Source organism: Halalkalicoccus jeotgali B3 (assembly GCF_000196895.1).
GTDB lineage: Archaea > Halobacteriota > Halobacteria > Halobacteriales > Halalkalicoccaceae > Halalkalicoccus > Halalkalicoccus jeotgali.
Genome location: NC_014297.1, coordinates 1689207 through 1703105, shown reverse-complemented (window position 1 = coordinate 1703105; position 13899 = coordinate 1689207). Strand labels below are relative to the sequence as shown.

At 65.4% G+C, this 13899-nt stretch carries 14 protein-coding genes; 5 read left to right on the top strand and 9 right to left on the bottom strand.

Annotated features, from left to right (window positions below):
- Positions 1-64: 64 nt before the first annotated feature.
- Positions 65-1363 carry a polysaccharide deacetylase family protein gene (locus HACJB3_RS08900; protein WP_238532745.1) on the bottom strand — a complete coding sequence of 433 codons (1299 nt, stop codon included), beginning with the start codon at positions 1361-1363 and terminating at the stop codon, positions 65-67.
- A 135-nt stretch (positions 1364-1498) separates the two neighbouring features.
- On the opposite strand from HACJB3_RS08900, the gene HACJB3_RS08895 reads away from it, so the two are divergent.
- Positions 1499-2062 (top strand): DUF420 domain-containing protein, encoded by a 564-nt coding sequence (locus HACJB3_RS08895; protein WP_008417313.1) that lies wholly within the window; start codon positions 1499-1501, stop codon positions 2060-2062.
- Positions 2063-2071: 9 nt separating this feature from the next.
- Here HACJB3_RS08895 and purF read toward each other — a convergent pair whose 3' ends face one another.
- The 4 genes from purF to HACJB3_RS08875 form a co-directional block, all read right to left on the bottom strand.
- On the bottom strand, positions 2072-3523 hold the full coding sequence (gene purF, locus HACJB3_RS08890; RefSeq protein WP_008417314.1) for an amidophosphoribosyltransferase: 1452 nt from the start codon (positions 3521-3523) through the stop codon (positions 2072-2074).
- Positions 3524-3686: 163 nt separating this feature from the next.
- Positions 3687-3863, bottom strand: coding sequence for a 50S ribosomal protein L37e (locus HACJB3_RS08885; RefSeq protein WP_008417315.1), 177 nt, complete (start codon positions 3861-3863; stop codon positions 3687-3689).
- On the bottom strand, positions 3860-4045 hold the full coding sequence (locus HACJB3_RS08880; protein WP_008417316.1) for an LSM domain-containing protein: 186 nt from the start codon (positions 4043-4045) through the stop codon (positions 3860-3862). Before HACJB3_RS08880 ends, HACJB3_RS08885 begins: the two co-directional genes overlap by 4 nt.
- 41 nt (positions 4046-4086) lie before the next feature.
- Positions 4087-5142 (bottom strand): M20/M25/M40 family metallo-hydrolase, encoded by a 1056-nt coding sequence (locus HACJB3_RS08875; protein WP_008417317.1) that lies wholly within the window; start codon positions 5140-5142, stop codon positions 4087-4089.
- An 80-nt stretch (positions 5143-5222) separates the two neighbouring features.
- On the opposite strand from HACJB3_RS08875, the gene HACJB3_RS08870 reads away from it, so the two are divergent.
- On the top strand, positions 5223-5669 hold the full coding sequence (locus HACJB3_RS08870) for a hypothetical protein (RefSeq protein ID WP_008417318.1): 447 nt from the start codon (positions 5223-5225) through the stop codon (positions 5667-5669).
- A 39-nt stretch (positions 5670-5708) separates the two neighbouring features.
- Positions 5709-6662 (top strand): zinc-dependent metalloprotease, encoded by a 954-nt coding sequence (locus HACJB3_RS08865; RefSeq protein WP_008417319.1) that lies wholly within the window; start codon positions 5709-5711, stop codon positions 6660-6662.
- Here HACJB3_RS08865 and HACJB3_RS08860 read toward each other — a convergent pair.
- Genes HACJB3_RS08860 through HACJB3_RS08850 form a run of 3 tightly spaced genes read right to left on the bottom strand, consistent with a single transcriptional unit; the run spans position 6659 to position 7805 of the window.
- On the bottom strand, positions 6659-6856 hold the full coding sequence (locus tag HACJB3_RS08860) for a hypothetical protein (protein WP_008417320.1): 198 nt from the start codon (positions 6854-6856) through the stop codon (positions 6659-6661). The genes HACJB3_RS08865 and HACJB3_RS08860 overlap by 4 nt on opposite strands.
- A complete protein-coding gene (locus HACJB3_RS08855) occupies positions 6856-7227 on the bottom strand; it encodes a nuclear transport factor 2 family protein (RefSeq protein ID WP_008417321.1) in 372 nt (123 codons plus the stop codon). Before HACJB3_RS08855 ends, HACJB3_RS08860 begins: the two co-directional genes overlap by 1 nt.
- Before the next feature lie 29 nt (positions 7228-7256).
- Positions 7257-7805 carry a hypothetical protein gene (locus HACJB3_RS08850; RefSeq protein ID WP_008417322.1) on the bottom strand — a complete coding sequence of 183 codons (549 nt, stop codon included), beginning with the start codon at positions 7803-7805 and terminating at the stop codon, positions 7257-7259.
- 99 nt (positions 7806-7904) lie between these two features.
- Between HACJB3_RS08850 and HACJB3_RS08845 the strand changes: the two genes are divergently transcribed.
- Together HACJB3_RS08845 and HACJB3_RS08840 are read left to right on the top strand one after the other, a co-directional pair.
- Complete coding sequence (locus HACJB3_RS08845) at positions 7905-8342, top strand: NUDIX hydrolase (RefSeq protein ID WP_008417323.1); 438 nt, start codon at positions 7905-7907, stop codon at positions 8340-8342.
- Between the two features lie 37 nt (positions 8343-8379).
- Complete coding sequence (locus HACJB3_RS08840; RefSeq protein WP_008417324.1) at positions 8380-11091, top strand: AAA domain-containing protein; 2712 nt, start codon at positions 8380-8382, stop codon at positions 11089-11091.
- Here the strand turns inward: HACJB3_RS08840 and HACJB3_RS08835 are convergent.
- Positions 11088-13814, bottom strand: a complete 2727-nt coding sequence (locus HACJB3_RS08835) for an ATP-dependent helicase (protein WP_008417325.1) — start codon at positions 13812-13814, stop codon at positions 11088-11090. The genes HACJB3_RS08840 and HACJB3_RS08835 overlap by 4 nt on opposite strands.
- Positions 13815-13899: the final 85 nt, after the last annotated feature.

The following is a 13899-nucleotide window of genomic DNA, read 5'->3' as shown; positions in this document are numbered from 1 at the left end:
CAGGTACTGTCGCCGAAACGGATCGCCGAAAACCGGTCGCGCGAGGTCGGTTAGGTCAGTAGTATCAGTAGTTCTCGAGCAGTTGGGTCGGCGTGATGGGCTCGAGACCGGCGCCGTAGCTGTTGTCCTCGATGCGGTCGAGTTGCATCTCGAACTCCTCGACGCTCATTCCCTCCTCGCCGATGTGCTCGAAGTACGGAACGACCACCTGATTGTGGATGTCGGCACGCAGGATCGGCTTACGGGTGCTCTGGTAGCTCGATCCGCTGATCGCCGAGATGGTGTGACGGCCCGTCGGCGGGATCCCGCTCGAACACCCGCCGAAGACGTAGGCGGTCTCGTGGGTGTCACGCAGCACGTTCAGCAGGTCGTTGTTCATCCGGTTGCGCGGTGTGAAGAAGTGCTGAGAGCCGTCCTCGAACCCGCGGTTCGCGAGGTAGTCGCGGTTGTTCTCGACGATCCGGCGTTGCTCCTCGGCGCCGTACTGGGTCAGGTCGCCGGCGTGCATGGGATACGAACAGACGTCCCAGCCCGCGTCGCGCATCTCCCGGAGCTGCTCGATATTGAGCCGGCCCGAGGTGTTGAGGTAGTCCTGCGAGATGCCGAGCGTCCCAACCCAGCCACGTTCTTCGAGCATCGGGAAGACCGTCTCGTAGTGCTCCTCCAACCCGCCGTAGAAGGCGAGGATGACGTTGCTCTCGTCCTGTGCGGGCGTCGTCCGCAGGTCGTCGACCCGGTACTCGATGGACTCGCCATCGGGGGCGACCATCTCAAGGCGGATCTCTTGGACCTCCGAGAAGTCGGGCCCGCCGTAGCCGACGGTGTAGCCGAAGTCGACCCGGAACCACTCGTCGACGCCGCTTGGCAGCGTGCGCGCGGAGGTGACGTAGTTGTCCCCGTTGGGCGCACGGACGTGCATCGACAGCCGGCCGCCGACGGGCGAGGTGACCTTCACCGCCGCCGAGAGGTACTGATCGGTGAGGTCCAGCGGCGAGGACGGGGCCAGCGCAACAGTCGAGACGTTGCTGTCGGTTTCGACCAGCATCGACTGGCTGCCGGTGACGGCCTGTCCGTCGGGGTTGACCTGTTCGTCCCGGAGGGCGTACCAGTTGACGGACTCGAAGTCGTCGAGGACCTCGCCGTACTCCGTTTGGGCGGCCTGGGCGGCCTCGCTCGGCCCGTCATCGTTGTTGTTGTCGTCTCCGTTTCCGGTCCCGGAGTCGTTGTTGGAGCCGTTCCCGGAATTGTTGTCGTCATTGTCGTTTCCGTTAGTGTCGTTTCCATCACCCATACAGCCGGCCAGCGCGATGGAGGAGGCGCCAACAGTGCCGATAAAGGTCCGTCGGGATAGTGATTTTCTCATATCGATGTGTTCTCCGTACCGCGTCCTCTTTCTAATACGGTGCTTAAATCCTATTAACCTTTTCATAACGGATTGATTATGTGTTTTGGACGCGGGTTGATAACGGCTATACAGGCGCCGACCCATTGGTGGAGTATGCAACAGCAGGTCAGAGAGCACGTCCCCGCACTGACGGGCGTGTTGACCGCGATCTCGCTCGCGCTCGTTTTCAGCGCCGCCCTCGGGTACGTCCCGCGGACGCTCGTTCCCGCCGCACCCGAGTGGGTCGTCCGCGCCATTCCCCACGCGAACGCCCTCATCAGCCTGAGCGCGATCGGGACCATCTCGCTTGGGTGGTACTGGATCCGTCGCGGGCGGGTCCGAACCCATCGCCTGGCCATGGTCGCCTCGACCGGGCTGTTCGCCGGCTTTCTCGCCCTGTACCTCTACCGACTGGTCCTCTTAGGCGGTCCCGAACCGTTTCCCGGTCCCGAGACGGTCTATCAGTTCGTCTACCTGCCGCTTTTGGGGATACATATCCTGTTGGCGGTCGTCTGTATTCCGCTGGTCTACTACGCCCTCCTCCTTGCAGTTTCGTATCCGGTGGGCGAACTCGGGCGCACGCGCCACCCGACCGTCGGTCGGATCGCCGCCTCGCTGTGGCTCGTCTCCTTTAGCCTCGGCATCGTCGTCTACACCCTGTTGCACGTCGTCTACTGATCACGCCGATCAGTCGTCGGCCGGGAGACCCCGATCGTCGATCTGTGGACGTTCGACCTCGCGATCCGTGTCCTCTCCGTCGATCTCGTAGGGGTAGTTTCCCGTCACACAGCCCAGACAGAGGTCGTCGTGTTTCTCGCCGAGAGCGGCGGCGATCGCGTCGATCGAGAGATAGGCGAGGCTGTCGGCCCCGATCTCCTCTCGGACGTCCTCGACCGACTGGCCGGCAGCGATGAGTTCTTCGCGGGTCGCCATGTTGATCCCCATATAACAGGGGGCGGTGATCGGTGGCGCGCCGATCCGCATGTGGACCTCCGTTGCCCCTGCCTCCCGGAGCAAGGAGACCAGCTGGTTCGAGGTCGTCCCCCGGACGATGCTGTCATCGATCAGCGTGACCGACTTGCCCTCGACGGTCGACCTGATCGGGTTGAGCTTCAGCCGAACCGCTCGCTCGCGTTCGTCTTGGGTCGGCATGATGAACGTCCGTCCGACATACCGGTTCTTCATCAGTCCCTCCGCGAACTCCACGCCCTCGGAGGCCTCAGCGTACCCCGAGGCGAAGGCTCGACCGGAGTCGGGCACCGGCATTACGACGTCGGTGTCGATCCCGTTCTCCTCCCAGAGCTGTCTCCCCAGTTCGCGGCGCACCTCGTAGACGAGGTTGTCGTCGATCACGCTGTCGGGCCGCGCGAAGTAGACGTGTTCGAAGAAACAGTGGGCGGTGTGCTCGCGCTCGACCAACTGATAGGAGTCGAAACCGCCAGGTGAGAGCACGACCAGCTCGCCGGGACGGACGTCACGGACGAGTTCACCGTCCAGCGTATCGATCGCCGCCGACTCGGAGGCGATCATGTAACCCTCGTCGAGTTTCCCGATACACAGCGGCCGATTACCTTCGGGGTCGCGAAGCCCCAGGACGGTGTCGTCGTGGGAGATCGCGAGCGAATAGGAGCCGTGGATCCGGTTCATCGTGTGTTTGACCGCCCGCACCAGATCCTCGTTCAGCAGGTTCGTCGCCAGATCGTGGGCGATCACCTCGGTGTCACCGTCGGACGTGAAGGCGTGACCCATCCCGGCCAGTTCCTCGCGGATCTCGTCGGCGTTGACGAGATTACCGTTGTGGCTGAGCCCGAGCGACCCGCTCTTAAAGGAGACCGAGAAGGGCTGGGCGCAGGACGAATCGACGCTGCCCGCAGTGGGATACCGGACGTGGCCGATCCCGGTTTGTCCGTTGAGCTCGGCGAGGTCCGTCTCGGAGAAGGCATCGCCCACGAGCCCCATGCCGACGTGGCTGTGTTGCTGGAAGCCGTCGTGGGTGACGATCCCAGCCGACTCCTGGCCGCGGTGTTGCAGCGCGTACAGCGAGTAATACAGCGGCCGCGCGGCGTCCCGGTCCCGGAAGGAGACGCCGACGACGCCGCATTTCTCGGTCGGCCCGTCGACCGCCTGCCCCGTGTCCATACCCGTTGGATACACACCCAGCAGTAAAAATCCCACGTAGCTGGATCAGTACCGACTCGACTGCAGTTTTATATACACATTCGTGGATACATACGGTTTCGCGAACCGTACCGCTGGAGGGACGCGTGGCTACGGGGGTGAAAAGTCGAAAGAGAGATGCGGATCAGTTGTCGCCGGTCTTGCCCTGCCACTCGTAGCCGCGGCGTTTCTTCGACTTGCCGAAGCCACAGGAGGCACAGACCTTCTTCTTCGAGTGATACGCCTTCTCACCACAGCGTCGGCACTTGACGTGCGTGGTGATGTTCTTCTTACCCTGCGTCGGGGTACCTGCACCGGTCATGGAGTTATCGAAACGACGTTATCGCCGCGTATAATCGTTGTGTTGTCATCGTCCTCGACGACGACGTTCATGTGCTGATCGTAGCCCGTCAGGGTGCCGACGAACTCCTCTCCGTCCTTCAGCTGGACGGTGACGATGTCGCCGATCGCGGCCTCGAGTACGTCAAGCGGGCGTCCACTCATACCCCTACGCGCACCCGATTCTCACTTAAGCGTACCGGAATTTAGAGTTCAACGGCGAAGCGCTCGTCCCCGGCCGCGTTCTCGAGGAACGCCACGAGCAGGGCGACCGACCCGCGCAGGTCCTCGGTGTCCACGACTTCGACCGGCGTGTGCATGTACCGGTTCGGGATTCCGAGGTTGAGTGAGGGGATCCCACCGCGGGCGGTGTAAAAGGCGTCGGCATCGGTACCGGTCGCGGTCCCGAGAGCCTCTAGCTGTACCCCGATCCCCGCCTCGCTTGCGGCCTCCCTCAGAGCGTCGACCAGCGCCGGGTGGTTCGCGCTCCCCCGTCCGATCACCGGGCCCGCGCCCAGATCGAGGTCGCCCCCTCGGCTCGCGGGCGCGTCCGCGCCGTCGCTCGCGTGGGTCACGTCGACCGCGATGGCGGCGTCGGGCGCCAGGTCGAACCCGACCATGCGCGCACCCCGGACCCCGAGTTCCTCCTGGACCGTGCTCACGGCGTGGACGGTCGGGCCGACCCCGGACTCGGCGGCCGCCCGCAGGGTTTCGGCGGCGGTCCACGTCCCGACGCGGTTATCCAGTCCGGTCGCGGCCAGCCGGCTCCCCTGGAGATCCCGTTGTCGGCTCTCGACGGTGATGGGATCACCTACGGAAACGAGTTCGCGGGCAGACTCGCCGTCCTCGGCCCCGATGTCGGCCTTCAGGTCGGCGATCTCGTCGTACTCCTCGTCGCCCTCGCGCAGATGGATCGCGGTCTGACCGATCACGCCCGGGATGGATCCCGAGTCGGCGTGGACTGTGACGTACTGACCCCGCGAGACGGTCTTATCGACGCCGCCGATCGCCCCGAGGTGGAGGAATCCGTCGTCGTCGATCCGGCGGACGATGTAGCCGATCTGGTCGGCGTGGCCGACGACCGCGATCTCGGTCGGACCGCCCTCTATGGTCGCGACGGCGTTACCGTAGTCGTCGGTCCGTACCTCGTCGGCGACCTCACTGACGGCATCGATCCAGGTGCGCTGGCCGTCGGTTTCGAACCCGGATGGCGAGGGGGTCGCGAGGAGGTCTTCGAGTAACTCGCGCTGACGGTCGTCCATACCTGATGGTGTCGAGTGCCCACGCATCAACGTTGCGACCGTCCAAAACGGCTAAGTGTCCCGTCGGCGCACTGTGGACCATGGGAGAGAAGAAGACGACGCTGTTCGAGATCAACGTCGAGAACTTCGAGTTCAGCCCCAGCCCGCGCTTCGGGGACGAACTCGCCAAGGCGGTCGAAGGAATCGACGGCAAGGGTTCGAAACTCGGCCTGTTCGGCTCAAAAGGGGTCTCGGAGGACGACGAGGACGGCGAGGGAATCGACGAGGACCAAGAGACGAGTTCGGGGCTGTTCTCGCGGACGTCGACCGAGAGCGAGGAAGCCGACGGAGAGCCGGCGCCGGAAACGGAGGAGACCGAAGTCGAGGTCGAAGATCCCGACGCGGTCGAGGACGAATCCGGTGGCGGTCTCGGGCTCCTCATCGGGCTGTTGTTCCTGCTCGTCGTCGCGGCGGTCGCAAAGAAGTTCGTCGCCCCGGAAGATGGAGAGGCCTACGAGGAAGTCGAGCTCTCGGAGTACGAGAACTAGTCCCGAAGCATTTTGTCCGCGCGGCCCCTACGCGGTCGTGTGAATCCGCTTCGTAGTCTCCGCACTATTTCGCAGGCCTCGGGCGAGGGGCCCGTCGACTGGGGCGCGGTCGGCGCGGCCGCCAAGGACGTCACCTCGCCCGGATCGGTCGATCTCACCCAGCACGAGATCGACGGCTATCGCGGGGACGTCACGGCCGCCCGACGCTCGATCCGCGAGCTCGCGGCGGTCTCGTTCGACCTGCCCGATACCATCGAGATCCAGAACCGCCATCACTGGATCGACGCCAACGTCGAGACGTTCCGCCGGGTGATGGCACCGATCGAAACCCACACCGACGTCTTCTTTCCGGACGCCTCGCGGGTGTTGAACACCGGATCGACGACGCTCATGCTGTCGTTTCTCGGCAAGAACGTGCTCGGCCAGTACGACCCCCTCCTGCTGGCCGAAGGCGACGCCGAGCACGCGCTGTACTTCGTCCACCCGAACATCCGGCGGGTTGCGACGGAACTCGAGGTCGAGGAGGAGCGCTTCAGGCGGTGGATCGCCTTCCACGAGGTCGCCCACGCCGCCGAGTTCGGGGCTGCACCGTGGCTTTCGGGACATCTCGAAGGGGAGATGGAACGCGGGATCGCCGGGCTCGCGAGCGGCCGGTTCGACCGTGAGGCCTTCCGAGAGCTCGACGCGGCGATGACCGCCGTCGAGGGCTACGCGGAACTGATCATGGACCGGGCGTTCGACGACGAATACGCGGACCTGCGCGAGAAAGTCGAGGCACGCCGTCGCGGCGGCGGTCCGCTCGCCCAGTTGATGCGTCGGCTGCTCGGGCTCGGGCTCAAACGTCGTCAGTACGAACGCGGGAAGGCCTTCTTCGAGACCGTCGCCGACGCCCGCGGGATCGAGGGCGCCAGCGTCGTCTGGGACTCTCCCGAGACGCTTCCGTCGGGCGAGGAACTCGACGCGCCCGAGAAGTGGCTCGCGCGGGTCGGCTAAACGATCCGGAAGAGCCACCACAACAACGCCCCGCCGAGGAGGACCCCCGCGCCCGCGACGAGTGTGGCCTGTACGAGCGTCGCCCCGCCCGACAGCGCCATGACGCCCGCCGACGCCCCGACGAGGACGACGAACCCGGCGTACAGCCGCTGGGAGCCGGCGCGGCGCTCGTCGTCGGTCATCGGCCCGACCATCAGAACTCCCGGGGCGCGCTGACGTGCATCCCGACGAACCGCCAGTCCTCATCTCTGTATTCGAGGGTGCCGCTCCAGCGCGTCTCGAAGTCGTGGCGCTCACCCCCGTCGGTCGTCCACGACATCCGGACCGTGTCAGCGAACCACGCGACCGATTCGCGCCCGTCAACGTGGAGGTCGCGACTCTCGACGACCCAGTCGCTCGTGGTCCGGGTCTGCTCGCGTAGGCCTTCTGCTACCCGTTCGGAACCGACGAGTCGCTCGGAGATCCCGACTTTTACGACGGTCTCGCCCTCGGCGAAGAACGGAACGAGCGCGTCGCCCGAACGCAGCGCGTCGTAGTACGCCTCGACAGTGTCCTCGGCGTTCATGTCTGGGCGTTGGGCCACGGGACCTTAACCTACTGGAAGCCCCGACCGACGTCGTCGGCGTCGATCAGCTCGTCGAGTTCGGCGTTCAACAGCGCTTCGGCCTCGTCGAAGCCCTCCGCGAGGCGGTCGAGGTTCTCGGGGCGACCGTAGGAGTCGTACTCCATCGGACCGAACGCGGGGCTGTCGACGGCGTCCATCACGTCCTCGAACAGGGCGTCTGGCGTCGTCGGTGCGTCGGCGTGGGCCCTGATCGTCTCCTCGAGGTGTTTCGCCTGTCGTCTCGCGGTCTCGTCGCTCTCGGGCGCCGACCGAAGCGCAAATCGGCCCCGGTCGTCCTCGGGGAGATACGACCCGATCTCGTCGTCGAGGTTGCGCGCGACCCGCGTGCCGACGCCCCGAACGGAAAACGGGTTTTTCGCGTAGGTCTTCAGGTGATAGACGCCGGCCCCCGGATGGCCGAGATAGAGGTCCTCGCCCACCCCCTGTGAGCGATCGCCGGCGACTGCCCGCCACCCCTCCGGGTCCGCCCCCGACTCGATCACATCGTACAGGATGTCCTGCCACTCGCGGATCCGCATACCGGATCTCCTCGGTCGGGGTGAAAGAACGTATCGGTCCCATGGGAAGACGTGACATAGCCGAAACAATTTATATCCCGCCCCGAATAGGTGGGCGATATGTACGGCCCTGGGGCACGCTACAGCCAGAAAGCCTACGCGTACGTGACGAGGGCCAACGGAAGCGGCCGCCAACTGCTCGTCTTTCGCGAGCGCGCGGACCCCGATGCCGGGGTTCAGGTCCCGAAAGGCGGGATCGAGGCCGACGAGACCCCCGACTGCGCGGTCAGGCGCGAACTCAGGGAGGAGGCCGGGCTGGACCACGACCGACCGGTCTATCACCTCGCTTCGGATCGGTATCGTCGCGCCGACGGAAAACGGGTCGCCCGGCACTTCTTTCACTTCCCGGTCGACGAAACCCGCGACGAGTGGGCTCACGAGGTGACCGGCGGCGGCGAGGACGACGGCCAGATCTACGACCTCTTTTGGCGTCCCCTCCCGCTGCCGGATCGACTCGCCGCCGGAATGGACGCCTACCTCCCGCTGGTCGAGAGGTAACCGACAGCGTTTTTCGCCACGCAGGCGTGGTTCGACCGTGCAGATCCGCGGTACCGTCCTCGATCCGGGCGAGACGAGAACCGTCAGCACCCGCCACGGCGAGCGCGACCTCGCCGAGGCGTTGGTCCGGACCGACGACGGCGAGTTCTCGGTCACGCTGTGGGGCAAGTGGGCCGAAACCGGCGAGTACCTCCAACCCGGTATGGAACTCGTCGTCACCGACCCAGAGGAGACCGAGTGGCAGGGTGAGACGGGCTATGCGACCGGGCGGGACTCGTACGTGATCGTCGAGCCCGGCTTTCTGGTGAACGTCACGGACATCCGCTCGTGGGTGCAGTGTCCCCGGATGTACTACCTCAACAAGCTCTCAGGCGTGCCGCTGAACTACCCCGTGGTGAAGGGGACGATCGTCCACGAGGTCTTCGGCGACCTCCTGCGGGGTGCGGACTTCGAGGCGGCCGTCGCGGACCGCATCGAGGAGGCCGGACTGGAACTCGGCCTGCTGGATCGCGATCCGGAGGCGGTCCGCGAGGAGGTCCGACAGAACGCCCGCGCGATCGACGGCTGGCTCTCACAGGGCACCCTAAGTGAGGACGACTCGTGGCGAAGCGAGTACACTCTGATCAGCGAGCGCTTCGGGATCAAAGGCCGGGCCGACGCCCTGCGACGGGGCATGCCCGTCGAGCTCAAAACGGGCAAGAACACCAACCGCGAGCCGCGCTTTCCCGACAAGATCCAGGCGGCCTGCTACGCCCTCCTGTTGGACGAACAGGGCGGCGTTGGGGACGAACTGGAAGCGGACGGCGGGGCCCCCGATACCGGCACCCTGCTCTATACGAAAAACACCGCGCTCGATCGCAACGAGGAGTCGGGCGACCTCTCGCCGGCCAAGGAGTTCTCGATCGGCTCGGGCCTCCTCGAATACGTCGTCCGAACGAGAAACGAGATCGCGGCGATGGAGTTCGATTCGAGCGTGCCGACGGGCTACGAGGCCAACGCCAAATGCGAGTACTGCTTCGAACGGGACACCTGTATGGTGGTTTCGGGCCGACTCGACCAGGAGTCGAAAGCCGGCAAGATCGCAAGCCCGCTGCCCGAACGCGAGCGGGAGTACTTCGATCGGATGTACGAGGCGGTCGAGCGCGAGCGTCGATCGTCCCATCGCGAGTACACGAAGCTCTGGGAACAGACCCCGGAGGAACGCGCCGAGGACGACCGGGCGCTGATCGGGCTCGAACCGCTTGACGAGGAGCTCCGCGAGGACGGGCGGTGGGCGCTTCGCGCCCGCTCGACGGGGGCGGTTTCGAAGATCCGCGAGGGCGACGTGGCGCTTGCGAGCGACGGCGATCCCATCTCGGGTCACGCCGAACTCGCACGCATCGAGCGACTCGGCGAGGAGATCGTCGTGAGCACCGACGAGCCGGTCGCCCTCAAGCGCCTCGACGTCTACCCCTCGGATATGAGCGCCGACGGTATGCTCACCGCGCTGCACGATGCCTTACTGAAGGGCGATGATCGGCGCAAGGAGCTGCTCTTTGGCAACGCCACCCCCGAGTTCGGCACGGTCGAGGGGGCGTTCATCGAGAACAACGCCGCCCAGAACGAGGCGGTTTCCAGAGCTATCGCGGCCAAGGACTTCGCGCTGATCCACGGCCCGCCGGGCACCGGCAAGACCTACACGATCGCACGGGCGATCCGCACGATGGTCGAGCGCGGCGAGCGCGTTCTCCTCTCGGCGTTTACGAACCGCGCCGTCGACAACGCACTGGAGGCCCTCTCCGATCAGGGATTCACGAACTTCGTCCGCGTCGGCACCGAACACGGCGTGCGCGAGGACATGCAACCCTACCGACTGGACGGCCGGGGCGAGCCCGGAACGCTCGCGAGCACCCTCCGGGAGGCCCCCGTGGTCGCGGCGACCACGTCGAGCTGTGGCTCACGGGTCCTGCGCGAGCAGAGCTTCGACGTGGCGCTCGTGGATGAGGCGTCGCAACTGACGGAGCCAGCAACCCTCGCAGCGATAAACAGAGCGGAACGGTTCGTCCTCGTGGGCGACCACCACCAGCTCCCGCCGGTCGTCCAATCCGAAGCCGACGAGAGCACGGGCGACGCGAAGGGCGCGGACCTCTCGCGCTCGCTGTTCGAGCGCCTGATCGGCGAGCATCCCGACGCGGGCGTCATGCTCGAACGCCAGTACCGGATGGCCCAGCGCATCCAGGCGTTCTCCTCTCAGGAGTTCTACGACGGCAAGCTCAGACCCGCCACAGGAGCCGTCGCCGCCCAGCGGCTCACTGACCTCGAGGGCGTTTCTCCCGGCACCCTCCCCGAGGAGCTTCGCGATCCCGTTGCCTTCATCGACGTCAAGGGCGACGACGCGGCCCACACCGACACAGAGGAGGCCACGCGGATCGCGGAGTTAGTCGAACGCTACGTCGAAGCGGGGGTTCCACCCGAGGAGATCGGCGTCATCGCGCCGTTTCGCGCACAGGTCGCGACGATCACCCAAACGGTCCGCGAGGGCGTGGCGGTCGACACCGTCGACCGGTTCCAGGGTTCGAGCAAGGAGGTGATCCTCGTCTCGTTCGTCGCGAGCACGCCCGCCGATTTGGAGGGTCCGATCTTCGATGACTACCGCCGGCTGAACGTCGCGCTCACGCGGGCGAAAAAATCGCTGGGCCTCGTCGGCACGCGCGGGGCGCTTTCGGCTGACCCGCTGTATGGGCGAATGGCCGACTGGGCGAGTCGCTAGTCCTCTACGGGGAGCGCGTCAGCCCGGTCGCCGTCCCCGATAGATTCGAGCACACGCTCGTGAAACTCCTTGAGCACCGCGCTCTCGTCTTCTGCGAGCACCACGTCGCTGGCCGACAGCGTCGCCAGCCCGAACGACAGCGGCGAGGGCGAGTCGACCCGGTCGAGTGCGAGGGAGATCTCGCCTGCACGGATCCCCCGAAGCACGTCCTCGACTGCCCCGATCGCGAGTGTGTCCTCGAGGATCTCGCGGTAGGTCTCCTCGAGCACTGCGAACTCCTCGAGGTCGCCCGCAAAGCCGAGCAGCATCTCGCTCGAAACCTGTTGTTCGCTCGCCGATTTCTCGTAGCCCTTGTAGCGTTTGAGGATCATCAGCGATCTGGTGGCGTTGATTCTGAAATATCGCTGCAGGAGGTCGGTCCCGTCGAGGGCCGCTCGCAGGAGGTCGCGGGCCTCCTCCGGGTCGGTCCCGTCGATCATTCCCGCGAGGTCCACCTTCCGGTTGAGCGGCATGGCGAGGGTAAAGCCGTTGTCCGCGACCGCGACGGTGACGTTGGCGTTGGCTTCCTGGGCACAGCGGTAGGCAAGCAGGCGCGAAAAGCCCTCGTTGAACCGCCGACCGTAGTTCGAGCGCACGTAGTAGCGGCGTTTGTACTCGGTGCGGTCGCGCTCCTCCTCGATAGCCAGCCGGGAATCGGTGCTGATGCTTCCGGTTCCCGCATACCGGATCTGCTCGTCGAACATCCGCGCCAGCGCGCGTACGCTGTTCTCGTCGATCGGGAACACCCGTAGCCAGCGTCTGACCCCTGCCGGCCCGTCCGTCTCGTAGCGCGCGAGCAGCTCGCGTTTGAATGCGAGGATCTCCCGTCCGAGGTCGTAGGAAAGCGGCAGGCGCTCGGAAAACCACGTCGGCACAGTGGGCCGGGCGTTCGTTCGATCCACGTACACCTTCGACCCTCGTCGATAGCGGAACTCGAAGTGCTGGCCCCCGATGACGAACACGTCGCCCGGGTCGAGCGTGTCGAGGTAGTTCTCGTCGAGGTCGCCGACGCGCTGGTTGTCGCCGCGAGTGAAGACGCTACAGGTAAACGAATCGGGGATCGTCCCGATGTTGGTCATGTAGATGACGCGGGCGAGCCGACCGCGTTTGCCGATCAGCGGGGTCCCGACGGGGTAGTCGTCGTAGTGGTGCTCGCCGTCGGGCGGGTCGTTCGTATCCCGCCAGACCTTCGCGTAGACGTTTTTCTCCTCCATCCCCTCGTAGTCGGCGGTGAGATAGCGCATGAGCGACTCCCACTCTCGATCCGTGAACTCCCGATACGGGTAGGCGCGTTCGAGAATCGCCCGTATCTCGCGTTCGGGGCGGATGGCGTTGATCGCCATCCCGTAGACGTGCTGGGCGGCGACGTCCATCGCCTTCTCCGGGACGAACACCCGGTCGACGAAGCCCGATTCGGCCTTTTCGAGCATCACCGCACACTCGACCAATTCGTCGCGATCCAGCGCGATTACCCGCCCCGTAACCGTCTGGCCCAGCCGGTGGCCCGCCCGGCCGACGCGCTGGAGCAACGAGGCGACGGATTTGGGCGAGCCCACCTGCACCACGAGGTCGACGTGGGGCATATCGATCCCGAGTTCCAGACTGGTAGAGGTCGTTACCACGTCCAGTTCGCCGGCTTTTAGCCCCTCCTCGACCGACTGGCGGACCTCTTTCGAGAGGCTACCGTGATGGCAGCCCGAGTCGGCTTCGTCGTAACCAAAGCGCTCGCGGAGGTTCTGGAGGACGCGCTCGGCGCCCGACCGGGTGTTCGTAAAGACGAGCGTGTTCTCGTGGTCGGCGATCAGGTCGTGAAGCTGCTCGTAAAACCGGTTCTGGACGACCTCCGGGGGCGTGTTGATGAGGTCGTCGGCCGGACAGGCGAGTTCGAGGTCGAACTCCCGGACGAACCGGGTGTCGACGATCTTGTATTCGCGGGGAGAGTCGTCCTCAGATCCGACCAAGAACTCCGCGATCGTCTCCAGCGGCTCGACGGTCGCCGAACAGCCGATCCGCGTCGGCGAACTCTCGGCGATCTCCTCGACGCGTTCGAGGCTCACCGAGAGGTGCGTACCGCGTTTGTTCGCCGCAAGCGAGTGGATCTCGTCGACGATGACGTACTCCACGGTGGCGAGCTTCTCCTTGAACTTCGGGGAGTTGAGCAGGATCGCGAGCGTTTCGGGGGTCGTGTTGAGGATATGTGGCGTCTCCTCGAGCATCCTCCGGCGCTCGGCGTCGGGCGTATCGCCGTGGCGGATCGCGTGGCGGACCGCACAGTCCTCGCCACGTTCCGCAAGGCTGTCGGTGATCTCGGAGAGCGGTACGTCGAGATTACGATGGATGTCGTTCGCGAGCGATTTCAGGGGAGAAACGTACAGACAGTAGACGGAGTTCTCCAGGTCGTCCTCGCGATCCCGTTCGATCAGGTCGTCGATTACCGCACTGAAGGAGGCGAGCGTCTTGCCGCTGCCCGTCGGCGCACAGATCAAGGCGTTTTCCCCCTCGCGCACCAGCGGGATCGCCTCGCGCTGGGGCGGGGTGAAGACGCCGCCGTTCTGGGGAACGTACTCGCCGAAGCGCTCGATCCACCACTCCTGGACGACCGGCGACAGGGAATCGAGGACTGTGAGGTCCGCTACCCGATCCGGGTCGACGTTTCGGGCGGTGAGGCGCTCGCGTGTTCCCATCGCCCACAGTTGGGATGGGACTACCAAGTGCGTTGGGCTACCGCACCGAAAGTGAACCCCACGACCGAAGGCGTTTCGTCGCTCG

What these genes read in the sequence shown, in the direction of transcription:
- HACJB3_RS08885 (WP_008417315.1), bottom strand. Translation starts at nt 3,863, where the DNA reads ATGACCGGTGCAGGTACCCCGACGCAGGGTAAGAAGAACATCACCACG.
- HACJB3_RS08900 (WP_238532745.1), bottom strand. Translation starts at nt 1,363, where the DNA reads ATGAGAAAATCACTATCCCGACGGACCTTTATCGGCACTGTTGGCGCC.
- HACJB3_RS08845 (WP_008417323.1), top strand. Translation starts at nt 7,905, where the DNA reads ATGTACGGCCCTGGGGCACGCTACAGCCAGAAAGCCTACGCGTACGTG.
- HACJB3_RS08850 (WP_008417322.1), bottom strand. Translation starts at nt 7,805, where the DNA reads ATGCGGATCCGCGAGTGGCAGGACATCCTGTACGATGTGATCGAGTCG.
- HACJB3_RS08875 (WP_008417317.1), bottom strand. Translation starts at nt 5,142, where the DNA reads ATGGACGACCGTCAGCGCGAGTTACTCGAAGACCTCCTCGCGACCCCC.
- HACJB3_RS08880 (WP_008417316.1), bottom strand. Translation starts at nt 4,045, where the DNA reads ATGAGTGGACGCCCGCTTGACGTACTCGAGGCCGCGATCGGCGACATC.
- HACJB3_RS08870 (WP_008417318.1), top strand. Translation starts at nt 5,223, where the DNA reads ATGGGAGAGAAGAAGACGACGCTGTTCGAGATCAACGTCGAGAACTTC.
- purF (WP_008417314.1), bottom strand. Translation starts at nt 3,523, where the DNA reads ATGGACACGGGGCAGGCGGTCGACGGGCCGACCGAGAAATGCGGCGTC.
- HACJB3_RS08895 (WP_008417313.1), top strand. Translation starts at nt 1,499, where the DNA reads ATGCAACAGCAGGTCAGAGAGCACGTCCCCGCACTGACGGGCGTGTTG.
- HACJB3_RS08855 (WP_008417321.1), bottom strand. Translation starts at nt 7,227, where the DNA reads ATGAACGCCGAGGACACTGTCGAGGCGTACTACGACGCGCTGCGTTCG.
- HACJB3_RS08860 (WP_008417320.1), bottom strand. Translation starts at nt 6,856, where the DNA reads ATGGTCGGGCCGATGACCGACGACGAGCGCCGCGCCGGCTCCCAGCGG.
- HACJB3_RS08835 (WP_008417325.1), bottom strand. Translation starts at nt 13,814, where the DNA reads ATGGGAACACGCGAGCGCCTCACCGCCCGAAACGTCGACCCGGATCGG.